We start from the raw sequence: 25,282 nt of genomic DNA on the forward strand, positions 1-25,282 counted from the left end.
AGATTTTACAAATTACTTGCTTAAAACCACTTCCACTCGGCGTGCTTCAGCAGCAGCACCAGAACCTTGTGAATCAGTTGGTTTAACCAAATCCAATTTGTCTTCGGTTACGCCCAAAGCAACTAACGCGTCACGCACAGCGAATGCGCGTTTCTTTGACAATTCAGCATTCAAAGCGGCATTGCCTGTGGTGTCATGGAAACCAGAAATAGTGGCTTTTTGACCGGCTTTGATGCCTTTAACCACATCGGCTAAGGCTTCATTGGCGCCTTTAGCGACTTCGGCTTTACCCGATGCAAAGTAGAATTTAACCACGCCGTTTTCGACCACCACTTGCGATTCATCGTCTTTCAAGTTCAATACAGCAGCGGGTGCGGTTACAGCTGGAACAGCTGCTGTGGCCGCTGGGGCGGCATGTGCCGCGACAGGTTTAGCTGCGGCTGCAACAGGCTTTTTATTGAAACTGACCAAGCCCAAAACGCCCACAATCACGAACATGGCAACACCGATCACCAAAGGCAATACGATGCGTTCTTGGCTGTCATCATCATCTGAATACATATTTTCTCCACGGGGTTAAAAGTAAACTCGCATAATTATAGGCGATAAGCGGCGTTTATCCAAGAGCGATGTGAAAAAACCAAGCAAAAAGCTTGGTTTTTCAACAATCTACGACATTGTCATGCGGTTGTCATGCAATTGTTGCTTCGTTCTAAAGGTGCTTAGAGCTGTGCTAGAAGCACATTAGATCGCTGCTGTGACCACGATTTCCACTGTGAACTCTGGGCCCGCCAATTTTGCCTCAACGGTTGCGCGTGTGGGTAATCCTTGTGGTGAAATCCATGCTTCCCATGCGCCGTTCATCGCGCCAAAATCAGCCATGTCGGCCAAATAAATGGTTGCCGTGAGCAATCGCGTTTTGTCCGTGCCTGCTTTTTCGAGGTAGGTGTCAATTTGTTTGAGGATGTTTGCGGTTTGTTCGCCTGCTGGACGACCAACAACGCTGGTTTCATCGACTTGACCTGCGAGGTAGGCGATGCTGTTGTGAATGACCAATTGGCTCATGCGTGCGCCAGAATCAATGCGTTGAATGCTCATGTGTTTCTCCGAAAAAGAATCAAAAAAAGTATCTGCTTACTTTTTTTGGGTGGGTTGAGAAATTTCACTTGGGAAAACCCAAATAAAAACTTCAATAAAAATAATAAATGTGTGGTCAGTAAATTTTTTTGCCTAATGCCGACAATACAAAATGCAATGTGTGGTGCACGCGCTGATCGGAATCTTCTGCCGCCAATCCCGTGACCGATAGACCCAAGACCCGACACGATTGATGTACTGTTTCCATGGTTTGATGGGTTTCGCGGAAGGTGATCCCGCCTGCGCCTTCGCCTGCATCGCCGCGAATGTCTGATACATTCGGATTATAATTCACCCACACGCCTTCTGTGCCGCTACTCGCCAATAAAATCGCGCGACGCGTGACCTCATGCATGCCCAATGCGTCAATGTCGGCAATTGTGAACACATTCACCCGCGAGGCACGCAGCGCATTGGCTTCGTTGGGTGAAGTGCTGCGCAAACCGACCAACACCACATTCTCAGGTGACAATACGGGTGTGAGCAAATCTTGCGGCTCACCCTTGAATGAATGGTACAAACTGCTGGCGGGGCCGTAAGTGTGAGTGGGTTCAAAATGCGCTTGTGCATCAAAAACAATCAAGCCGATCGCATCGTGCAGCTGTGTCGCAGCTTGTAGCGCAATATGTGTTGACATGCTGTCCTGACCGAACACCAAAGGCATGTCTTCATCTTTTAGTGTGGCTTGAATGTGTTCATCCAAGCTGTTTTCAGCATCCACCACGCGGGTCGGGTGCATGTCGATGTGTAATTCAGCCAAGCGAGCGGGCAAGTCAATTTCCTTGCTGAAACGTTCAAGCTCAGGGTCGGTGACAATGGTCAATGAGCGGTTGTGCATGGTGTCTTCTTCGTCTTGGCGTTTTGGGGTTTTTTGGACATATTCAGAAGTCATGGCCGCCAATAAAGCCGAGTAACCCATGTGAAAGTGCACTTTATCGCCCACTTCTGGTGGTGGATCCATGGCTTCAATGTCGATGATGAGGTGATCGGACGATGCGCCGAGCAGTTCAACTCGTTGATCAATTGGTGTGAGGCTTTCGGGATTGACATCCTCACGACCGATGTTCAAAATCCCACGCAAACGTTCACCCCGATCAACAAATGTCGGTACATTGCCAAAAGCATCGACCGATGTTTTACCAATGGGGCGCGACGGTTTGCGCTTGACTTCAATCAATTCGCCTTCGAGCAAAAAGGCATCGCGGTTCAATGCACGCCACGGTTCGTCATAAAACGTGTCGCGCCCACCTTGCAAAATGGCCTCGCCAACGCGCAAATGATTGATGCCTGCAGGCAAGCCTTTTTCCAACAACAGCGGCAATGAACCTGAATTTCCGCCTGAAACATAACGCAGTTTCAGGTCAAACTTTTCTTCAATTTGCTTGGCATAATGCGCCAATCGACCCAAATTCTCATCCGATGGCATGACCGCAGACAGGCACAGTAAATTTGTGCCCAAACCAATCAAACGCACACCGGGCAAATCCTGCACCCGAGCCACCACATTGTCCAAATCATCAGGCCACACGCCTTCGCGCAAATCACCCAAATCCACCATTAAAATGATGTCATGGATCTTGGAGCGACGCACCGCAGCCGCAGACAAAGCCTCGATGATTTCCAACTCAGAATTCAAACTGATGTCCACATCCTTGACCACCTCATCAACCAAAGACAAGGGCGGCGAGCGCAGCAATAAAATCGGTGCGGTGATGCCCGAATCACGCAAACGACGGATGTTTTCAAAACGCGATTCGCCAATCCCAGTCACACCGCCACGCAACATCGCTCGCGCGACTTGCGGCATGCCACATGTGCCTTTGGTCACGCCAAACACCTCAATGCCCGACTCGGCGCATTTTGAGGTGACCGCCCGCGCATTGGCTTCGATGATGTCTAAATCAACAATGACTTGAGGTCCACTCATGCTCTGCTTTCAATAAATGCACTGTCGCTATGTTTAATCACAAAGTAAAACCCTACTTTACACGTGTTAATGTGATGGATGTTGAGCTGCGAATTCGTGCAACACGCGCAACATTTAGAAAAATAAATTCATATCAAATATCACACATCAAATGATGTGCAAATGACACTGTTTTGCAATAAAAAAGGGTTGATTTGAGCGGCATGACTTAGAGAATGCGTGTCATAAAGCTCAGTTAGCCCCCACTTTTTCAGTGCATTATCCTTTAAAAATTAACCCCGCCGTGTCCATTTCAGGTGTACGACCCAATAACAAGTCGGTCACCACTTTACCGCTGCCACAGCTCATGGTCCATCCCACATGGCCGTGACCAGTGTTGAGCAATAAATTTGAATACTTGCGCGTGCGGCCAATCACAGGGACAGACGAAGGGGTCATGGGGCGCAAACCCGCCCAACGTTCAGCACCCTCATAATCTGCAGCATTTGGGAATAACTCATTGATGGTTTTCAATACCGTTTTGAAATCCGCAGGCGTGTGTGTTCGATCCCAGCCCGCAAATTCAGCGGTGCAGGCCACACGAATGCGATCGCCCAAGCGCGAATACGCAATCAATTTATCATCGTCCACACCCCCCATGATGGGTGCAGCCGTTTCATCGGTGATCTTTGCGGTGATCGAATACCCTTTGACGGGATACAAAGCCAATTTCACACCAATTTCAGACAGCAGCAAGGGGCTGTCACAACCTGTGGCCAAAATATAGGCGTCGGCAGTGAAGCCACCTTTGTCCGTGACGATTTTGGTGACTTTATCGCCCGTGGTTTCAATCGTTTTAATCGACGTGCCCCAATTGAAACGAACGCCCATGTTTGATTCGCACCATGCAGCCAAATTTCGGCTGAATTTACATGAATCACCCGTTTGATCAACGCCGCACAAAATGCCGCCGGCCAATTGATTGGCGGAGTGTTTCAAGCCTGAATCATGGCGCACCAAGCCTTCGCGATCCAGCACCTCAATCGGCAAGCCCTTGTCGGCCATGAACTGCATGTGCGACACCCCATGATCGAGTGTTTCTTGCGAGCGATAAAAATACAACACGCCTTTTTGCACGCGGTCAAACTGCACACCGGTTTTCTCCGCCAGTAATGCCATTTGCTCGCGCGCGTACACGGACAATCGCAGCTTTTTCTCAGTGTTTTCAAGGGCTTTTTTTGCGGTGCATTGACCCAAGAATTTCAGTGTCCATGCGATAAAACGGGGGTCCAAATTTGGTTTAACCTTGATGCCCATATCGGGTTTGACCAAGGATGAAACAAATGTTTTGAGTGCCGCAGGCGAAGCCCATGCGAAAGAATCGCCTGGCGTGATCAACCCCGCATTGCCGTAACTGGTTTCAGAAGCCGCGGCCGCTTGACGGTCAATGACCGTGACCTCGCAACCCGCTTGAGCGAGGTGATAGGCCGTGGTCACACCCACCACGCCTGCGCCGAGAACGATGACTTTCATAACAATCCTTTGTAAGGGCATGCGAAAAAAGTAAAATTCTTTTTTTGCATCCCGTGTTACCAACGCCACACCCGTAGATTGACTCGCAAGGCAAGTGCTGCACAAGTACGGCGCAAATGCCACATGAGGTCACAGGCGTTGAATTTTAACCTTTAAATGTCGACACATGCTTGACGCCAAGGTACGCAGATAAGCCCCAAGGCCCTAATTCTCGGCCAATGCCACTGCCTTTGAAGCCGCCCCACAGTGTTTGCGGGAAAATCACTTGGGGCGAATTGATCCAAATGTGACCCGACATGATTTGATCGGCGAGGCGTTCAGCGCGTGGCATGTCGGCCGTGACAATGGTGGCCACCAAACCAAAATCACTGTCATTCGCCAGTTCAATCGCCTGTGCTTCGTCATCAAAATACGTCACCACCAAAATGGGCCCAAACAATTCTTCACGCCAGAAGGGGTGATCAAGGGCAATGTCATCGTAAATCGTGGGCGGCACGCACCAACCGTCGCCGTTCGCTGGCAACTCACCACCAACCAAACAATTCAGCCCCTCTTTTTTCGCTTGCTCAAACACGCCTGCAATTTTAGTGAATTGCGGTTGATTACTCAAAGGCCCCATTTCCACGCCTTCAGTGAACGGCGAACCATATTGGAGCTGTTGGCAACGCGCCACCAGCGCAGGCATGAGACGATCGCGCATGCTGCGTTGAACAATCAAACGCGAAGTGGCGGAGCACATTTGGCCGCAATTAAAGAAAATACCAGCGACAATTTGCGCCACCGCGCTGTCAATCGGTGCGTCATCAAACACCACAATCGGTGATTTGCCACCCAACTCAAGGGACACGGGTTGGCACCGTGCAGAAGCGGCTTGCATAACGCGCGAGCCGATGGCGTTGGAGCCGGTGAACGATAATTTCGCCAGTCGCTTGTCCGAAGTCAGTGCCATGCCCGTCACCGCCGCACCTGTGAGGATGTTCAGCACGCCTGCGGGCAGGCCAATTTCAGCAGCGATGTCGCCATACACCAGCTCTGCCAGCGGCGTGTATTCCGATGTTTTGATGACAATGGTGCAACCTGCTGCAAGGGCTGGAGCGATTTTCCACGCGCTGGTGACCAAGGGGAAATTCCACGGCACAATCATGCCCACCGCGCCCACCGCTTCATGCCGTGTGCGACCACTGTAATGGTCATCGGGCAAATGCACGGGTGTGCTTTGTTTGCGTTCCAAATCTTCGGCCATCTCAGCGTAATATTCAAAAGTTGCCACCGCATCGCCCACATCAATTTCCGCTTCAAAACGTGGTTTGCCATTGTTGCGCATTTGCACTTCGATGAGCTGTTCGCTGCGCGCCTGCACACCCGCCGCCATTTTGCGCAAAAACACAGCACGGCGAATACCGCCTAAATCACGCCACGCAGGAAACGCAGCGACGGCATGGGCGACGGCATCACGCGTATCGCCCTCAGAGGCTGTGGCCAATGTGGCCAGTGGTTCACGCGTCGAAGGGTCAAATGCAGTCCACGGCTCGCCATGACCATCGGTGAAAGAACCGTTGATGAATAAGCTTTGGCTGCGGGTAAGAAGTGGATTCATGGGTGTCTCTTTTTTAGAATGGCTTGTCTCAAGCCATCGTTCTTCATATTGGATCGGTTGAATCAAAACAATGCGATGCTCTACTCAATGTAAACGGCAGAAAGGCCGCATGAGGACAAAGCACCTGACTTTTCAACCTCAAAGGGGTGCCCATTGCCTTCACCAGCTCAACGCATCGGCCTCATTGATTTCAATGACAGTTGGATTGGTCGTCACATGCGCTTTCGCAACGAGTTCCTGCAGATGCGCGATGCTGGTGGCACGCTCTGCATGGCAACCATAACCACGGGCGATCATCAATAAATCAGGCGTATAAATGTCCACGCCGATCGTCGTGATGTCACGGTCAGTCATGTATTTTTTGATTTCACCATAACATTGGTTGTTCCAAACCACGATGGGCAAGTTCAGGCCAATTTCCACCGCACTGGCAAATTCAGGCAAAGTGAATTGAAGGCCGCCGTCGCCAATCAGACCAACCACAGGGCGGTCTGGGCACGCGATTTTTGCACCAAACGCGGCGGGCAAAGCATAGCCCAATGTGCCGTAACCCGTCGATGAGTTGTACCATGCACGTGGGGTGTCGGGTTCAAAAGTCAAATTGCCACTGTACACGGGTTGATTTTGATCGCCGATGATGATGGTGTTTGGCGCGACATTGCGAATCGCCTCAATCACGCGCTGGTGCACGTTTTGCGTTGGGTTGATGAGCGCTTGTAATTGGGTTCGCAACTCAGCCACCTGTGCTGCCACACCTGTCAACGGTACGGCATCTTTCACCACATCGGCCAGTGCAGTGAGTGCGTGCTTGGCATCGGCCACAATCGCCAACGAAGGCGGCGCATTGCGATAAAGCTGTTCTGGATCAAGGTCAATGCGAATCAATTGACCGTTGATTTCAGGTTTGGCATCGAACAACAAGGTGTCGGTTTCACCCAACTCTGTGCCCACCGCAAGTACCACGTCGGCGTTTTTCAATAATTCCAAAACAGGGGGCTGACACAACGTGCTGCCCAAAGACAAGGCATGATCGCGAGGTAAAATGCCTTTGCCATTGATGGTGGTCACCGCCATTGCACCGAGCGATTCGGTGATGGCCGTTGCCTGAGCTGCGGCATCCGCCGCACCACCGCCGAAGATCAACAATGGATTTTTGGCATTTTTCAACAATGTGGCCGCCGCCGCAATCGCATCAGGTGCCGCCGCAGGACGAGAGCTTTTCACCGCAACAGGTACTTTTAAATGTTCTGCGGATGCGGTGATCACATCCAATGGCAGCTCAATGTGCACAGGGCGTGGGCGAGCGGAGTTAAACACTGCAAAAGCACGTGCCAGCACATCGGGCAATTCATCAGGGCGCATCAAGGTGTGGCTGAATGCGGACACACCCGCGAGCAATTGCTGCTGATTGGGCAGCTCATGCAAACGACCATCGCCATGTGCCAATTCATGGCGGCCATTGACCGAAGAAATCACCAACATCGGAATCGAATCGGCATACGCTTGTCCCATCGCTGTCGCGATGTTGGTCATTCCCGGCCCCGTGATGATGAAGCAGGCGGGGATTTTGCCTGAGGTGCGTGCATAGCCATCGGCCATGAAACCCGCACCTTGTTCGTGACGTGGCGTGATGTGACGAATTTTGGTTTTTGGCAAACCACGATACAGCTCCACGGTGTGCACACCAGGAATGCCGAACACGGTGTCAACACCATAGGCTTCTAAAACTTGTACTAAATACTCACCGCAGGTTTGCATATTTAATCTCACTCTCATGGTTCAATTTAATTTAAACGTATTTTGTTTTTTTCAAACACATTACTTTTGATTTCCCAATCCACAATGGGGTGTAAGCTAGCATGGGTTGCTGCGTACATTTGGCGTGCCAACTTAATGCCTGACGGCGTTTTAACCATCTCTTGATACAAGGGTTTGGTTAACTTCAAACGGCCTTGTTCAGATAAAAAATGTTGCAAGCGTTGCGTGATGGCGGGTTGATATTTGGCTTGCAACGCATAACGCAACCAGTAATATTCAAGAATTAAATTACTGGATTGACTGAGCTTAAATTGCGCGTCCAAGTCATCCAACTTGCGGACAGCCATGTGGGTCGGTAAATCCTGAATAAAATGTTGCCAATGGTTGATTGTCCAGTCTTTGGTGTCGATTTGTGCCGCAGCAATATCGCCTTTGACAAATGATTTTCGCGCGGCATCGACTGCTGCAAAAGCCGTGGTGCTGGGCACAAAACCATCTTTTGGATAACCCGCTTGGTAAATCCACTCTTTCACTTTCGCATGGCTCATCTTGCCAGGAAATTTGTCAATTAAATGGGTGTATAAATAGTTTTCAAAGTCTTCCGTGGTGATGGTTTTCCACGCAAAATCTTTAAAATATTGATTGGTAAACTCATCAAAAGCAGGGCGACCATACACATGCTCCAATGTGGTCAAAAATAAAGAACCTTTGCCATAAGGCACCTCAGTGAACACATCATCGGGGTGCTTGCCTTTTAAATTGATCGCCAATTTTTGAGCCGCAGGTTCAAGGTCTTTCATCTCATCCATGGTTTCTTTGAACAACACCGCACGCTCCAGATCTGCACGTTCTGCACCATAGGTTTTTTCAATGATGCGTTTCTCAACATAGGTGGTGAACCCTTCATTGAGCCACAGGTCACGCCAATAGCGATTGGTCACCAAATTGCCAGACCACGAATGAGCCAACTCGTGAGAAACAAGGGAAACAAGGTCTCGATTGCCCGTGATGATGGTGGGCGTGGCGAATGTTAAACGCGCATGCTCCATGCCACCGAATGGAAAACTGGGTGGCATAACCAAAATATCATAACGATCCCATGCGTACTTGCCATACATCGACTCAACCGCTTGAATCATTTTTTCTGTGTCAGCAAACTCATGGGCCGCCTTATCAACCATTGATTTTTCGGCATAAACACCCGAGCGTGGGCTGATCGCAGAAAAACCATAGTCCCCAACCGACAAGGCAATGAGGTATGGCACCATGGGTTGCGGCATGTCAAAGTGGTACGTACCCTTGTGCTCAACATCGGGCGCATTGACCGCGCTCATTTTGGCTACCAAATCAGGTGGCGTGGTGATGTCAGCCGCATAGGTCACGCGAATCGCGGGTGTGTCTTGCTGAGGAAACCATGTGCGCCCATAAATGGATTGCGACAGGCTGTACATTAAAGGCTTTTTCTTGTCGAAAGTTTGCTCTGGATTCGCCCAACTCAAACCATCAGAATCTTCCGTGGTCTCATAAGTGATTCTGACTTTACGCGTGTCTGCTGCGATCTGAATGGTCAATGGCGAACCCAGTATTTTGTCCTTTTTACCTAAAACATAAGGCGCATCCTTGAGCTGATCCCCCTCAAAAACTTGGACAGACTTAATGTTCAAACCTTTGCTGTCCAATACCAATCGGGTGCTGTTGGGTCGAACATGGGCAATGCTTAAATCCACATAACCATCCAACACTTTGCGATCAAAATTCACATTCAAATTAAGGTAAACATGGGTCATCTGCACTTCGTCAATGTTGGCGTAACTGTGCATGTCACGGGCAATGGGTTCAGCAGCCAGCAAGGGCGGTAGCACTTCGGTATTGGCATGCGACACCTCAGCAAAGCCCATACCCAAAAGCACACTCAATCCAATGAAATACGACATCCGTTTAGCAGGGCAAAAAGATAACCGAGTCATGTTTATTCTCTCCTTCATTTTAATAAATTCAGAAACACCCGGAAAAACATGGGATTGCTTTTCACTTTAAGGACTGAGCTGTGCTCAAAAACACATGGCAAAACTTAAGCGTACTTCACACCGGGCAACACACATAACATTTCAAACAACAAATTCGCACCGAGCAAAGACGTGTTGCCCGTTGAGTCATACGGCGGCGACACCTCAACCAAATCACCACCAATGATGTTCAAACCTTTGCAACCCCGCACAATTTCCAAACCCTGTTGCACCGTCAAACCACCCACTTCTGGTGTGCCTGTTCCGGGCGCAAATGCTGGATCCAAGCCATCGATGTCATACGAAATGTACACAGGGCCATCGCCCATCATGGCACGAACCTCATCCATCAACGGTGCGAGTGACTTGTGCCAGCATTCTTCAGCTTGCACCACACGAATGCCTTGTGCGCGGCACCAATCAAAATCTTCAGCCGAGTAACCCGTGCCACGCAGGCCAATTTGCACCATGCGATGTGGATCAATCAGGTTTTCTTCGAGGGCGCGGCGAAACGGGGTGCCGTGGGCAATTTTTTCACCAAACATTTCATCGTTGACATCCGCATGTGCGTCAATGTGGACGACACCAATTGGCTGTGCATGCTTCTTGCGCAAGGCGCGTAAAATCGGCAATACGATGGTGTGATCACCACCCAAAGTCAAAGGCACAACCCCCGCATCAGCGACTTTGTCATAGTATTCTTCGATGATGCGAATCGAATCAAGCAGATTGAATGTGTTGATCGGGCAATCGCCCAAATCAGCCACTTGCAACGACTCAAATGGTGCCGCACGCGTGGCCATATTGTAGGGGCGCAACAGGCTGGATTCGGCGCGAATTTGGCGGGGTCCATAGCGTGCGCCCACGCGATTGGATGTGCCAATGTCAAACGGCACACCGATAAAACCAACGTCAATGTTGTCGGACAATGTCGCCATCGGTAAACGCATCATGGTCGCAATGCCACCCGCGCGTGGCATGTCATTACCACCCAATGGTTGATTGAATTTAGAAGCTTGCATAAGAAATTCCTTTAGGCTCAATGAGGCTTTTGTATTGAAAAAAGCACCGTTCTGTACAAACCAGTCTATTTTGGACAATACTAAGCGAATCATCGGACACTGTCAAGAATATCACATGCCGCAGTGCAGTAGATTTCAAAAAAAACCACCCAAAATCAAGCGACTTGGGCGGTTCATCAGACATCATGGGTTTTCATTACCCCAATCAATTTTTGAAAAATTTTGGGAAGGTTTAGGGAGGTTTGTGGAAGACTAACTCAAGAAAAAGACAATCCAGATGTGGATCCTCTTTAAATCGCGTTACCTCCTATTCAGGTTTTAATACCGCAATGACCATGTGATCCGTTAAATAATTGCGTGCCACTTTTTGCACATCAGCAGCACTTAACGCGTTTAAACGATTTTCATAGCTCAATATGTCCTTCGGGTCACTGCCATTTTTCAACGCACCTTGCAATTGACTCAACCAAAAAGCATTGGTTTTGACTTCTTCGCGACGACTCACTGTGCGCGCTTGGCGGAACTTATCCATTTCCTGTGAAGTCGGTCCCGCAGTGATGAATTGTTTAAGTTCTTGCAAAGCACTCTGTGTCAGCGCGTCCGCTTTCGCTGGCTCGCACGGAAAATCAATGGCGAACGCATATCGACCATAAGGCTGTTTGATGATCTGACCTGACACTTCAATGCTGTACACCCCGCCTTGCGCCTCGCGCAATTGATTGAGTAAACGCATGGTCATGACATAACCAATGGCATCCATCGCCATGCGTTCTTTTGGGTCATACACGGTTTCACCACCAAACTCAATGTGAACAAGACTGAGTGGTTCTTTACCTTTTTTAACCTCAATGGTGCGGTTGGTGAAATCGGGGCGATAACCGTGATCTTTAAAATGCGGCGACTGCGATGCATCGCTGGGTAAACTGCCAAGGTACAGCTCGCTTAGGCGTTGCAGTTCTTTGGGCTCAATTTTGCCGACAAATGTAAAATGCAGGCCGTTGACATTGGCAAAGGCTTGACGAAAATTGCGATAAGCCAATGCGTAGTCACTGTTTTTCCATGCATTGGCGTTCGGGTAAGCCCCATGAAAACGGGGATTGTTGCGGTTCAAATTGCGTTCAAAGGTGTCTTGAAAAGTCGCCATGCGATCGCGTTCTAGATTAGCCGTGGCGGCCATATTACGCTCAAGCACGCCTTTGAAACTGTCGGGATTGTTGTTCAAACCCGTGAGTAAACTGTGGGTCAGGGTGAGAAAGGTTTCTGCATCTTTCGGGGCGAAAAAACCATGCACCCCTTGTTGGGTGTCATCGGCATCCAGTTCAACCTGACCAACCTTATCCGACAATAAACGTGACAATTGGGTTTTTGATAAACCATTCACCCCCGCCTCGGGCAGGGCATCGAACGCCCAATGCGTGCGTTGCCAGTCTTCATCGGACAAGCGTGAAAAACCACCCGCCATCGTGCTGGCAAACTCAATGCGATCTTGGTTGAAATCGGTTGGTTTGTAACTGACCTTCACGCCATTGGACAGCGTCCATGTGGTCAAATTCAGGGCTTTATCAAATGTTGTAGCAATCGTTTTGCCCGCCTTCGGCGGCGTTGTAAGTAACCTTGTGGCATCTGGTTTTTCGCCGTAAGGCTCAACTTCTGGGGTCTGACCCAAAAGGGTGGTGATGCTTTTTTCGGATAAAGCCGCCGTGCTGTCGTTGCCTGCGACCAAAATCATTCGGTTTTCTGGTGTGAAATAGTATCGTGCAAGGGCATTGATGTCGTTCAAATTGATTTTTGGCAACTCAGAACGCAGCGTCCGCTCTTCCCAAGCCAAACTCGGCAAAGGTTCACCTTCCGTTTCACCGCGAACATACTCAGCCGCTTTGCTTGCAGATTCGGCTTTATCGCGGTTGATGAATTGGGTTTGCATGTCTGCCAGCATTTCTTTGACACTGCGGTCAAGTTCAGGCTGAGTGAAACCATGTTGCAGCACACGCAACACTTCGCGCTGCAAAGCTTCAAGGGTGGATTTTTGTTGCCCTGGTGCCGCGGTGGCGATCAGGTGCAAGGCCTGTTTATTGCGCACAATGCCGCCCAAATCCCCGATTTGCACCACCGCGCCCACAAATGGCGGCGTTGGAGAGTCGAGTAGGGCACTCAACCGATGATTCATCATTTGTGTGAGCAAGGTTCTTTTTTGATCATTGACGTAACCGCGAACATCACGAGACAATACGGTATCGTTTTGCTCTTTTTGTAACCACGTGATGGTGTTGGCGGTCAAATCTTTGTCTTTAAAAATCGCGACCACGGGCTCTTGGTTGTTGGGTACGCTGCTTTTCGCAAGCGGTTCGGATGCATTTGGGTTGGTGTGTTTGGCAAAATGTTGCTCAATCAATGCCTTGCCTTGCGTCGCCGTCACATCGCCGACCATGACCACGGCCATCAGATTGGGGCGATACCAACGGTGGTAAAAATCACGCAATCTTTCTGGCGGCGCATGCTCAATGACTTCGGTTTTGCCAATGGGCAAGCGTTTGGCGTAAGTCGAACCTTTCGCCATGACCCCGATGCTTTGTTCCATGATGCGTGATTCAGGATTTTGCGTACTGGCGCGCCACTCCTCAAGCACCACACCACGCTCTTGCTCAATTTCGGTGCGGTCCAAGCTGGCATTAAACGCCCAGTCTTCTAAAATTTGCATACCTGTCGAAAGGTTTTTGGGGTTGGCAGTGGGGATTGGTAAAATGTACACCGTCTCATTGAAACCCGTATAAGCATTCAAATCCGCACCAAACTGCACACCCATTTGCTCCAGTTGATTGGTCAATTCATGCTTTGGAAAATGCGCCGTGCCGTTAAACGCCATGTGCTCCATGAAATGTGCCAAGCCTTGTTCATCATCGCGCTCATTGAGCGAACCTGCTTTGACAATCAAACGCAGTTCAACTTTTTTCTCAGGTGTCTTGTTGGGTAAAATGTAATAATTTAAACCATTCTCAAGCTGACCTTTGATGAGCTTTTCATCCACAGGAATCGGCCCATACAAAGGATCAATGACACGCGCATGGGTCATTGGACTGGACAAGCTGATGCCTAAAACAAAAGCAATGGACAACTGATGTTTTGGGTAAAAAGACATAAAGATTCCTGTGCAGTGGTAAAATTTGTTTCATTGTAACCCATCAAAAATCGCAACCTTCTGTTTGCTGCCATGTATTGCAACCCCATCACACATCGGTACGGCTTTTATCATGAAAACGCCATCAACACGGTTTAGCGTCATGGTCTCAACTGTTGCACAAGCGGTCTGTGCAAACCCTTTAATTTAACAATTGCAAAGTAAAATCTTAATTTGTGATGACTCCTACAAAGTGAAATACCATGTTCAATTGGTTTGAAAACCGCATCGACCCTTATCCCACAGACAACCAGACCCCGCCCAATTCCAGTTTATTCGCTTTTATTTGGGCGTGCCTTGACGGCATGCGCGGCTGGGTGGTGGCGATGGTGTTGTTGACCGCAGTCATCGGCGCATTTGAAGCGTATTTGTTCAACATGATGGGCAAAGTCGTTGACTGGTTGGCCAGCGCTTCCCCTGCAACACTGTGGACAAGCCATGCCGCCGAAATCCGCCTCATGTTGACCGTTGTGATCGTCAGTCCGTTGGTTGTGCTGTTGCAATCGACGATCAAATTGCAAACCTTGCAAGGTGCGTTTCCAATGCGCTTGCGTTGGAACTTTCACCGCTTGATGCTGGATCAAAGCATGGGCTTTTATCAAGACGAATTTGCAGGACGGGTGTCAGCAAAAGTCATGCAAACCGCTTTAGCCGTACGTGACAGCGTGATGAACGTCAGTGACATGGCCGTGTACGTGCTGATTTATCTGCTCACCAGTGCCGCCATTTTGGGCAGCTTTGATGCGTGGCTGATCGTGCCGTTTGCATTCTGGATGGTTGCCTTTTTCAGCTCGCTGGTGTATTTCATCCCCCGTTTGGGCAAAACCGCGCAAGCACAAGCAGATGCGCGTTCACTCATGACGGGACGAGTCACCGATGCCTATTCCAACATCGCCACAGTGAAACTGTTTTCACACGGTCGCCGCGAAGCCGCTTATGCCAAATCCGCCATGCGCGAATTCATGACCACCGTGCACCAACAAATGCGCTTGGTCACGCAGCTCGAAACCACCAATCACGCCCTGAACATGATCCTCATCGCAGGCACAGTCGGATTGTCTTTGTGGCTGTGGTCAGGCGCACACATTGGTGTTGGTGCAGTCGCCGCAGCCACCGCAATGGCGTTGCGGCTGAATGGTTTATCCCATTGGATCATGTGGGAATCCGCCAGTTTGCTCGAAAACATGGGCACGGTACAAGACGGCATGAGCACTTTGTCGCGCAAGCACGCCATTGTTGATGCCAATGACGCGACAGAATTACAAGTCACCGCAGGGCACGTTGAGTTCAAAAACGTTAATTTTCATTACGGTGAAAATAAAAACCTATTGGAAAACCTCAGTTTAAACATCAAAGCAGGCGAAAAAATAGGCCTCGTCGGCCGCTCGGGCGCAGGCAAAAGCACCATTGTCAACTTACTCTTGCGCTTTTATGACGTGCAATCAGGGCAAATCCTCATCGACAATCAAGACATCCGTCACGTCACACAAAACTCTTTACGCGCGCAAATTGGCATGGTCACACAAGACACCTCTTTGCTGCACCGTTCGGTACGCGACAATTTGACCTATGGTCGCCCAGAAGCCAGTGAAGCCGACATGCACCTCGCTGCAAAAAGAGCTGAAGCACTTGAATTCATTGAGCTTCTATCCGATGCACAAGGCAGAACAAGCTTCGATGCGCATGTCGGCGAACGTGGCGTGAAGCTCTCAGGCGGTCAACGCCAACGCATCGCCATCGCCCGTGTCATGCTTAAAGACGCCCCCATATTATTACTCGATGAAGCCACCAGCGCACTGGATTCCGAAGTTGAATCCGCCATTCAAGCCAGCTTGTATGAGTTGATGGAAGGCAAAACGGTGATCGCAATTGCCCACCGCCTCTCCACCATCGCCGCCATGGATCGACTGGTGGTGTTGGATGAAGGAAAAATCATCGAACAAGGCTCGCATGCAGAACTCTTGGCGAAAAATGGTTTGTATGCGCGGCTATGGATGCATCAAAGCGGCGGATTTTTAGGGGAGGAATGACCCTCAACACGATCATTAAAAAAGCAAAAACCCTTTTTTGCTTTTTTTTGTGCCCGCCACAAACACCCACTAAAATTAAAAAGACATCAAACAATGCGCGATGAAAGACTTAAAAAATAAACACCTTTTTTTCATCATTGCCCCAGCTAAAAAATGATCCTTTCTAAATCCGCGCAAAACATTGTGCGTCCATTTCCATTTTTTGGCGAAGATTGGACCCGATTGGTGCATACTTGATGAAAGAATATCGGTATAGTGGCGGGTTTAAATTCAGCAAAACCCCATGAATCAAGCCTCCTGCGTGACATCGGCCGCATCATGGGTATCGGATCGCCCAACCATTAACATCAAGGAAGCGAAACCTGTTTAAAAAACAACCCTATTGGGGCAAAGTCTAAAAACAATGTGTGCAGCCCTCTCATGGGTTTGCTTAATTTTTGTCAGATTTCTCAGGCAAAAATTCCAACTTAAACCACGGAAAAAATAGAGTTTTACTTTTTCCGTATTTCCATAAGAATCAATTTTCAATGAATACAACCGAACACCACGACAAATTAATGCCCGCATTTGACCCTCGTGAATTGACCATGTCTGTTTTAATGACACCCGACATGGCCAATTTTTCAGGCAATGTGCACGGCGGTGTGATTTTAAAACTGCTTGATCAAGTCGCTTATGCCTGTGCCAGCCGTTACGCGGGTTGTTACGTCGTGACTTTGTCCGTCGATCAAGTCATGTTTCGACAACCGATTCATGTTGGTGAAATGGTGACTTTTTTGGCCAGTGTCAATCATGTGGGTCGCACATCGATGGAAATTGGCATTAAAGTGGTCGCAGAAAACATTCAAAACCGCAGCGTTCGCCACACCAACAGTTGCTACTTCACCATGGTGGCGATGCAAGATGGCAAAGCACAAGCAGTGCCCGAACTCAGCTTGGATAACCCCACTCAAGAACGTCGATTTTATGCAGCGGGTCTGCGCAAGCAAGCACGTTTAGACACCGAAATTGCGCGTCGCCAATTGAAAAACACATAATCATTTCACCAATTATTGCACTGTTTAATTCAACAAGTCTTGGTATGCTTGACCCACTATCGCCTGTACAAAAAAACATCGTCAAGCATGGCACGATGGATTGTTTAGTGAAACCTCCATAAAATAAAAAAAGCAATTCATTTCATGAATTGCTTTTTTAAAACGTCAAACCCTGCACTTAGCTTTGAGGAACATTAAAAAACATTTACAAAAACATCGACTTATCCTATTTTTCAAAGTGGGGCTGACTCTTTGCATGACCAGCCCACACCGTCATCATCACCCCGACGACCGTCACCAAACCACCCAGTAAAACCATGATATGCAAGCGTTCACCCAAAATCAAAGCGCTGAACAACACGCCCGACAACGGCGTTAAATTAATGAATGGTGCCGTGCGCGCAGCACCAATCACTTTCACACTGTCCGTGAACCACGTGTAAGCTGTCGCGGTGCCAAAAATGCCCAAATAAAACAAACACATCCATGCTGTCCATGAAAAATGGGGAATCAATTGCCATGGCGTTTCACCCACGGCTGCAATCCCCAACAACACCATCCCGACCACACTCGCATAAAAAGTGGTCACCAACGGCGATAAACTTTGCGTCGCCTGTCGACCGATGAAGGTATAAGCCGTCCATGACACCACGCAACCCAAAATAAGCAGCTCACCCAGCCCAATCTCGCCTTGCAGCAGACGCTCAGGATGACCATTGCTGATGACCAGCACACAACCGATCAAAGCCAGCACAATCCCAGTCCCTTTGAGCCACGTCATGCGCTCCTTGTAACCAAGCCATGCCACCAAAGCCACCAAAACAGGATTAAAAGCAATCACCAATGCACCACGCCCAGCACTGATGTATTTCAACCCCGTCAAAAAACAATAGCTGTACAAAAAAATCCCTGTAAACCCTAGCCAAAACAAGGTCATGGCATTTGATCTGTTCAATCGAGGCCAGCGACCTTCATGTCGCCACACCACCCAAGCCAAGGCCGCCACTGCAATTGAAAAACGAACAAAAGCCCCTGTGAAAGGAGGCACTTCTTGCACCAAGACATGCGCCGCCACCCATGTGCCGCCCCAAAACAAGGTCGTTAAAATCAATTTAAAATACACCAAAGTGTGGTTATCACGTGACATGGTCAGCCCAACTTACTGAAAATATAAAATACAGCATTCAAAATATCCAAAGCAATCTGCTTTTAATTTAAGTTAAGTGTTTGTTTTTAAATACAATATGCATTTTAAGTTCATCCAGTGAGCTTATAGCAAGCTTATAACAAGCATTCAAAACGTTAAAAAAACGAGTAATAAAAATAAAAAATTAACGAAAATTAAACAAAATATTTAAACCGCTCTGGATTTTTATAATCTGAATCAATCGAGCAGTATAACTAAAAAACGACACTTTCTTTGCGCCTTGCCTTCATTTAAAAAAATAAAATCCCCTTTAAAAAGTGCATAAGGTGTGGATAACTTTTTGAAAGCTGTGGATAAAAAGTGAACAGATTTAAAAGTTTTTTTTCTTTGATCAAATGCCATTTTTTTATCAACACACAACCCACAACTCAAAATAAGACTTAAGATTTTGAAACAATTGATTTAATTAATCTTATCCACAGTTTTGACTTTAGAATATAAAAACAGTTTTAATAAACAGATTTTATTGATATAAGTCAAAGAACAACTTAAAAACTTAAACCCTCTAAAAAATAAAGATCGCTTTAACCCTTCACTTCAACCCTTACAGGGCTGGTACAATGCGTACTTTATTGTTTCATTGACGAACGCCATGCCCCATTCACAATCCGTGCGCATCACTGAATTGCGCTTACCCATTGACCACTCAACCGAAGACTTGCATAAAGCCATCGTTCAAAGGTTAAACATGGGTGAACATCAAGTGCTTGAATACACTTTATTCAAACGCAGCTACGATGCACGTGGGAAAAACGCCATTATTTTGCTGAGTTACATCGTGGATGTGGTTGCGGACGATGTTGAATCCGTTTTAAAACAATTTACAGAAGATAAAAAAATCACCCGAACTCCTGACACTGCTTACCATTTCATTGGTCATGCACATGCCTCATTTTCTGAAAAAAAACGCCCAATTGTCGTTGGTTTTGGCCCTTGTGGTATTTTTGTGGCATTGATTTTGGCGCAAATGGGTTTAAAACCCATCGTTTTGGAACGTGGTCAAGCGGTTCGTCAAAGAACACAAGACACGTGGGGTTTGTGGCGTAAAAAAATCTTAAATCCTGAATCAAATGTTCAATTCGGTGAGGGTGGCGCAGGCACTTTTTCGGATGGCAAGTTGTACAGCCAAATCAAAGACCCAAAATTCTATGGTCGAAAAGTGTTGCATGAGTTTGTGAAAGCCGGCGCACCAGAAGAAATTTTGTATGTCAGCAAACCGCACATCGGCACGTTTCGCTTGGTGAGCATGGTTGAAAAAATGCGCGCAGAAATGATTGAATTGGGGGCTGAAGTGCGATTTGGCGCACGCATGACCGATGTGTTGATTGAACAAGGGCAGGTTCAAGGTGTTCAGTTGGCCGATGGTGAGGTGATCGAATCCAACCATGTCATCATGGCATTGGGGCACAGCGCCCGTGACACGTTTGAAATGTTGCATAAACGCCGTGTGTTCATGGAACCCAAACCTTTTTCGGTTGGTTTTCGCATCGAGCACCCGCAATCACTCATTGACCAAGCCCGTTTTGGCAAATATGCAGGTCATCCGATTTTAGGGGCAGCCGATTACAAGCTGGTTCATCACGCCAGTAATGGACGTGCGGTGTACAGCTTTTGTATGTGCCCTGGCGGCACCGTGGTGGCTGCGACTTCAGAACCCAATCGTGTGGTCACCAATGGCATGAGTCAATATTCGCGCAATGAACGCAACGCCAATTCTGGCATTGTGGTCAGCATCAACCCATCGGATTATCCTGCAACAGATCCAAATGACGCGGCTTTGGCAGGCATTGAGTTTCAACGTTTTTGGGAAAGTCGAGCATTTGAATTGGGTGGTGGCGATTATTCAGCACCCGCACAATTGGTGGGTGATTTCGTTGCAAAACAAGCCTCAAAAGAGTTTGGCAAAGTGCAGCCATCGTATAAACCGGGGGTAACCCTCGGCAGTTTAGACACCAGTTTGCCTGATTACGCCATTGCTGCGATTAGAGAAGCTTTGCCTGCATTTGACAAGCAAATCAAAGGTTATTTTTTACACGATGCCGTGCTCACGGGGGTGGAAACACGCACTTCATCGCCATTGCGCATCACGCGAGGTGAAGACATGCAAAGTCTAAATGTCAAAGGGTTGTACCCAGCAGGCGAAGGGGCGGGATATGCGGGTGGCATTTTATCCGCAGGTGTCGATGGCATCAAAGTGGCTGAGGCTGTGGGGGCCAGTTTGTTGGGCTTGAATGGCATTTAAAAAGAGGACGTGTGCAACGTGCTTATTTTAAAATATCGATCGAAAACAGTTTGACTTTAAGTATAGTTTATTCATAACCCATTGATTTATTTTAATTTTCCGTTTTTGATCACGGCATAAAAATAAAAGGTATCTCATGTCATTGCGCATTTTGGTTATTCATGGCCCCAATTTAAATCTACTCGGAACACGTGAACCCGAAGTGTATGGTTCGACCACTCTAACGGACATCAATGACCATTTAAAGGCCGTTGCTGATAGTTTGGGTGTGCATTTGGAAGCCATTCAACATAATGTTGAAGGCGAATTGGTTAATATAATCCACAGTGCACGTGGGCAATTTGACGCCATCATCATTAATCCAGCAGCGTACACACACACCAGCGTGGCTTTGCGAGATGCCCTTGCTGGGATTGCCATGCCTTTTGTTGAAGTGCATATTTCAAATGTTCATCAGCGAGAAACGTTTCGACACCACTCGTATTTGTCGGACATTGCGATTGGTGTGATTTGCGGTTTGGGCGCATATGGCTATGAAGCGGCCTTGCGTTTTTTAGCCCAAAGAAAAATATAATTGTATGATTATTAATGATTATTGATGCTTGTTAAGGCATAAAATACCCCCCTTTCTTTGTGACGAACGCACGTTCTATTATTAAAGTGATTTTGATTTTTAGCGCATATTCGGCGAAATTAAACTACACTTAATAAAAGATAAGCGATATAATTGATCCCTCACACATTAGAAGCGCAACAGAACAAGCGTTGCTGCGCCATCATTTAGGCGGCGTGTCCTCAAATAATTCAACACGCGCCACACCTCAAGGAGCGATTTTTCATGGACTTACGTAAACTTAAAACCTTGATTGACTTGGTTTCTGAATCTGATATTTCTGAATTAGAAATCACCGAAGCCGAAGGTAAAGTACGCATCGTCAAAGGTGGTGCTCAGGTTATGGTCGCAGCACCCCAGTACACCGCAGCACCTATCGCCACTGCCCCAACAACAGCGGCTGTGGCCGCCGAGGCTGCACCTGTTGTTGAAACAGGCCACACCGTCAAATCACCGATGGTGGGTACGTTTTACACAGCATCCTCTCCAGGCTCTGCTGCATTTGTTGAAATTGGTAGCAGTGTTAAAAAAGGCGAAACAGTGTGCATCATCGAGGCGATGAAATTGCTCAATGAAATCGAAGCGGATGCCGATGGCATCATCAAGAAAATTTTGGTTGAAAATGGACAACCTGTTGAATTTGGTCAACCTTTGTTCATCATCGGTTAAAGTCTCTGGATGTCACTCGGTGTTTTGAGTGGCATGTTAATATCGCAAACAAATGCACAGAGATGCAACAGACTTCACATCCTTTTATCGCCGCCGTTGTTGTCATCATTAAAGCGCCAGCGCGGCGCGCATGAAAAGAGAGCACACTATGTTTCAAAAAATTCTCATCGCCAATCGTGGCGAAATCGCTTTGCGCATCCAGCGCGCCTGCCGTGAAATGGGCATCAAAACCGTCGTGGTGTATTCTGAGGCGGATCGCGAAGCCAAATACGTCAAGTTGGCCGATGAAGCCGTTTGCATCGGGCCAGCGCAGTCTGCGCAAAGTTACCTGAACATGACCGCCATCATTGCTGCGGCCGAAGTCACGGACGCACAAGCGATTCATCCTGGTTATGGTTTCTTATCTGAAAATGCAAACTTCTCGCAACGCGTTGAAGAGTCTGGTTTTGCTTTTATCGGGCCAACGGCTGATTCAATTCGCATCATGGGTGACAAAGTTGCAGCCAAGCAAGCCATGATTAAATCGGGCGTGCCCACTGTACCAGGCTCACCCGAAGCACTGGGCGATGATCCAAAAGAGATCATTCGCATGGCGCGCGACATCAAATACCCTGTCATCATCAAAGCCGCTGGCGGCGGCGGCGGTCGTGGCATGCGTGTGGTGCACTCGGAAGCGGCGTTGTTGAATGCCGTGGCCATGACCAAAACCGAAGCCGGTGCTGCATTTGGTAACCCGCAAGTGTACATGGAAAAATTCCTGACCAATCCACGTCACGTTGAAATTCAAATCCTTGCCGACACGCATGGCAATGCGATTTACTTGGGTGAACGCGACTGTTCATTGCAACGTCGCCATCAAAAAGTCATCGAAGAAGCACCTGCGCCAGGCATTCCACGCAAACTCATCGATAAAATCGGCGCACGTTGTGCAGCGGCCTGTAAAACGGTGGGCTACCGTGGCGCAGGGACATTTGAGTTTTTGTACGAAGACGGTGAATTCTATTTCATTGAAATGAACACCCGTGTGCAAGTCGAACATCCTGTGACCGAAATGATCACGGGCGTGGACATTGTGCAAGAGCAAATCCGCATTGCCGCAGGTGAAAAATTGCGTTATACGCAAAAAGACATCGTCATTCGTGGACATTCGTTTGAATGTCGCATCAATGCTGAAGATGCCTTCAAATTCACCCCAAGCCCAGGCCGCATAACAACGTGGCATGCCGCAGGTGGCCCAGGCATCCGTGTGGATTCTCATGCGTATACGAACTATTTTGTGCCACCACATTATGACTCGATGATCGGTAAATTGATTTCATATGGCGACACGCGTGAACAGGCGCTCAACCGCATGCGCACTGCATTGTCGGAAATGGTGGTCGAAGGCATTTCAACCAACATCCCACTGCATCGTGAAATGATGGAAGACAAAGTGTTTCAAGAGGGTGGGTTTAACATCCATTACCTTGAACACAAGCTCGAAAAGCGCAATACTTAACACCCATTCACGTGAAACCTTTTTTCACGTGGGGTTTTGGCATTTGATAGGTCGTTCATTTCATTCAAGTGCTTGCTAAATAAACGAAAACAGTAAACCAGCCCGTTTCAGTCCAACTGAAATGGGCTGGTTTACTGTTGTGTAAAGGTCATATTTATGTGGACAGAAGTTTTAATCAGCATTGACGAAGCGCATGCTGAAGATTTATCCGACGCGTTGATGGAAGCGGGTGCTTTATCGGTTTCCGTTGAAGATGAAAATGCGGATACTGAGGCCGAAGTGCCATTGTACGGAGAGCCAGGCATGGAGCCCACCACGCACGCATGGCAGCAATCGCGCTTGGTGGTTTTGGTGGAAGCCGAAACAGACATTGAACACATGCTGGACGTTGCATTTGATGCCTTGGATTTGCCTGTACCCGCATTTGAAACGCGCACCGTGGAAGCTCAGGACTGGGTGCGATTGACGCAAAGCCAATTTGAACCCATTGGCATTACCGATAACCTGTGGATTGTGCCAACATGGCATGATGCGCAAGATGAGGCTGGTCGCATCAATTTACGCCTCGATCCAGGCCTTGCTTTTGGTACGGGCAGTCACCCGACCACACGCGTGTGTTTGCAATGGCTGGCATCAGAAATGCCTGAAAAACTCAAAGGTTCGACGGTTCTCGACTATGGCTGTGGCAGCGGCATCCTTGCCATCGCTGCAAAAAAACTCGGTGCAGGTGATGTGATTGGCACAGACATTGACCCTCAAGCGGTACAAAGCGCGATGGACAATGCGGTTGCAAATGACACTGAGGCGACTTTTGTATTGCCCGATGGCATGATTGATGGCGCCACCTATGATGTGGTGGTCGCAAATATTTTATCCAACCCTTTAAAATTATTGGCTTCTGCTTTGGTCAGCCGTGTCGGTCAAGGTGGACATTTGGTGTTGTCAGGCATCCTTGAGCGTCAAACCGATGAGCTCATCGAAGCCTATGCACCGTATATGAAAATGGCCTTGTGGCGCGCAGACGATGGCTGGATTGCACTGGTTGGGCAGAAGGCTTGATGTTCTTTATGGCTTCAAAGACGACAAAAAACGGGCATTGTGCCCGTTTTTTTAATGTGTGTTCAATCTGCGTTTAGGGTACTTTGATACAAGGTACTGTGTAAATCTGTGGTTTCACGGTAACCACGGCAAAATCGGCTGGCAAAAAGGTTGATGAGTGGGTCGGACATGCCGTTTAAAAAAGCGTAATTCACATTGTCGAGGCGGTGGTGCAGCATATGGTGTTTACGTGGCAATACCAGCCAAAATCTTTGTAGCGCCATTACCACGGGCGCGTTGCTGTTGTGGCACAAAAAATGTGAAACCTCTGCAGCCGACGACAACACGCCAAAATATGCTAAAAAACACAGCAACCATGGCGAGAGCATGCCCATCAAAAATACCACTAGCGTCAAAGCCAAAACAAAAAACAGCCAAATTTTGTAACCTGATTCATCGAGGTACACGCGCCAAATGGGCTTGTCTTGATAGCGCGGTGTGTCATGGTGCAGGTGAAAAGCGGCGATGAACGGCCCGACGCGTGAGGCATAGTGGTCATTGTGGTCCATGTACAGGTGCACCATGCCGTTGACGAAATCCGCCACGGCGAAGGCGAGTACAAAAAGTACAACGTGCATCAGTACAGACACATGCCCTGTCCACGCCGCGCCGAGTAAAACCGCCTGTAAACCGACGTTGGCATAAGACACCCCATGGTTGATGCGTTGGTACATGGGTTTTTGGGCATAAGCCACCATGGCAGTGCAAAATTGAATCTGCTTGTCGCTCCATTGGGGCTCAGCCACGGTCGCAC

Annotated in this window: 18 protein-coding genes; 7 read left to right on the forward strand and 11 right to left on the reverse strand. The window is 48.3% G+C overall.

The window, feature by feature from the left end; translation table 11 throughout:
* Positions 1 to 12: 12 nt before the first annotated feature.
* The 9 genes from DTO96_RS02110 to DTO96_RS02155 form a co-directional block, all read right to left on the reverse strand.
* Complete coding sequence (locus tag DTO96_RS02110) at positions 13 to 561, reverse strand: OmpA family protein (protein WP_114561985.1); 549 nt, start codon at positions 559 to 561, stop codon at positions 13 to 15.
* Positions 562 to 744: 183 nt separating this feature from the next.
* Positions 745 to 1,098, reverse strand: a complete 354-nt coding sequence (locus DTO96_RS02115) for a RidA family protein (protein WP_114561986.1) — start codon at positions 1,096 to 1,098, stop codon at positions 745 to 747.
* Positions 1,099 to 1,213: 115 nt separating this feature from the next.
* Positions 1,214 to 3,064 (reverse strand): alanine racemase, encoded by a 1,851-nt coding sequence (locus DTO96_RS02120; protein ID WP_114561987.1) that lies wholly within the window; start codon positions 3,062 to 3,064, stop codon positions 1,214 to 1,216.
* Positions 3,065 to 3,322: 258 nt separating this feature from the next.
* Complete coding sequence (locus DTO96_RS02125; protein ID WP_114561988.1) at positions 3,323 to 4,576, reverse strand: D-amino acid dehydrogenase; 1,254 nt, start codon at positions 4,574 to 4,576, stop codon at positions 3,323 to 3,325.
* Positions 4,577 to 4,721: 145 nt separating this feature from the next.
* Positions 4,722 to 6,173, reverse strand: coding sequence for an aldehyde dehydrogenase family protein (locus DTO96_RS02130; protein ID WP_114561989.1), 1,452 nt, complete (start codon positions 6,171 to 6,173; stop codon positions 4,722 to 4,724).
* 159 nt (positions 6,174 to 6,332) lie between these two features.
* Positions 6,333 to 7,949, reverse strand: coding sequence for a 5-guanidino-2-oxopentanoate decarboxylase (locus DTO96_RS02135; protein ID WP_225972534.1), 1,617 nt, complete (start codon positions 7,947 to 7,949; stop codon positions 6,333 to 6,335).
* Between the two features lie 8 nt (positions 7,950 to 7,957).
* Positions 7,958 to 9,898, reverse strand: a complete 1,941-nt coding sequence (locus tag DTO96_RS02140; protein WP_192879007.1) for a hydrolase/aminopeptidase — start codon at positions 9,896 to 9,898, stop codon at positions 7,958 to 7,960.
* Positions 9,899 to 10,002: 104 nt separating this feature from the next.
* Positions 10,003 to 10,959, reverse strand: a complete 957-nt coding sequence (gene speB, locus DTO96_RS02145; protein WP_114561992.1) for an agmatinase — start codon at positions 10,957 to 10,959, stop codon at positions 10,003 to 10,005.
* A gap of 307 nt (positions 10,960 to 11,266) precedes the next feature.
* Positions 11,267 to 14,095, reverse strand: a complete 2,829-nt coding sequence (locus DTO96_RS02155) for a M16 family metallopeptidase (protein WP_114561994.1) — start codon at positions 14,093 to 14,095, stop codon at positions 11,267 to 11,269.
* Positions 14,096 to 14,337: 242 nt separating this feature from the next.
* Between DTO96_RS02155 and DTO96_RS02160 the strand changes: the two genes are divergently transcribed.
* Both DTO96_RS02160 and DTO96_RS02165 read left to right on the forward strand, forming a co-directional pair.
* Complete coding sequence (locus DTO96_RS02160) at positions 14,338 to 16,164, forward strand: ABC transporter ATP-binding protein (RefSeq protein ID WP_114561995.1); 1,827 nt, start codon at positions 14,338 to 14,340, stop codon at positions 16,162 to 16,164.
* 527 nt (positions 16,165 to 16,691) lie between these two features.
* Positions 16,692 to 17,201 carry an acyl-CoA thioesterase gene (locus DTO96_RS02165; RefSeq protein WP_114561996.1) on the forward strand — a complete coding sequence of 170 codons (510 nt, stop codon included), beginning with the start codon at positions 16,692 to 16,694 and terminating at the stop codon, positions 17,199 to 17,201.
* 226 nt (positions 17,202 to 17,427) lie between these two features.
* On the opposite strand, the gene DTO96_RS02170 is transcribed toward DTO96_RS02165, so the two are convergent.
* Positions 17,428 to 18,348, reverse strand: coding sequence for a DMT family transporter (locus tag DTO96_RS02170; protein ID WP_114561997.1), 921 nt, complete (start codon positions 18,346 to 18,348; stop codon positions 17,428 to 17,430).
* Between the two features lie 652 nt (positions 18,349 to 19,000).
* On the opposite strand from DTO96_RS02170, the gene DTO96_RS02175 reads away from it, so the two are divergent.
* From DTO96_RS02175 to prmA, 5 genes are all read left to right on the forward strand, one after another.
* Complete coding sequence (locus tag DTO96_RS02175; RefSeq protein WP_114561998.1) at positions 19,001 to 20,650, forward strand: NAD(P)/FAD-dependent oxidoreductase; 1,650 nt, start codon at positions 19,001 to 19,003, stop codon at positions 20,648 to 20,650.
* 136 nt (positions 20,651 to 20,786) lie between these two features.
* A complete protein-coding gene (gene aroQ / locus DTO96_RS02180) occupies positions 20,787 to 21,224 on the forward strand; it encodes a type II 3-dehydroquinate dehydratase (protein ID WP_114561999.1) in 438 nt (145 codons plus the stop codon).
* Positions 21,225 to 21,488: 264 nt separating this feature from the next.
* The gene (gene accB / locus DTO96_RS02185; protein ID WP_114562000.1) at positions 21,489 to 21,932 is read left to right on the forward strand and encodes an acetyl-CoA carboxylase biotin carboxyl carrier protein; all 444 of its coding nucleotides are present in this window, start codon (positions 21,489 to 21,491) and stop codon (positions 21,930 to 21,932) included.
* A gap of 148 nt (positions 21,933 to 22,080) precedes the next feature.
* Positions 22,081 to 23,430, forward strand: a complete 1,350-nt coding sequence (accC, locus tag DTO96_RS02190) for an acetyl-CoA carboxylase biotin carboxylase subunit (protein ID WP_114562001.1) — start codon at positions 22,081 to 22,083, stop codon at positions 23,428 to 23,430.
* 156 nt (positions 23,431 to 23,586) lie between these two features.
* On the forward strand, positions 23,587 to 24,489 hold the full coding sequence (prmA, locus tag DTO96_RS02195; RefSeq protein ID WP_114562002.1) for a 50S ribosomal protein L11 methyltransferase: 903 nt from the start codon (positions 23,587 to 23,589) through the stop codon (positions 24,487 to 24,489).
* 62 nt (positions 24,490 to 24,551) lie between these two features.
* Here the strand turns inward: prmA and DTO96_RS02200 are convergent, their stop codons facing one another.
* Positions 24,552 to 25,274, reverse strand: coding sequence for a fatty acid desaturase CarF family protein (locus DTO96_RS02200; protein ID WP_114562003.1), 723 nt, complete (start codon positions 25,272 to 25,274; stop codon positions 24,552 to 24,554).
* Between the last annotated feature and the right edge of the window lie 8 nt (positions 25,275 to 25,282).

The organism is Ephemeroptericola cinctiostellae, assembly GCF_003339525.1.
GTDB lineage: Bacteria > Pseudomonadota > Gammaproteobacteria > Burkholderiales > Burkholderiaceae > Hydromonas > Hydromonas cinctiostellae.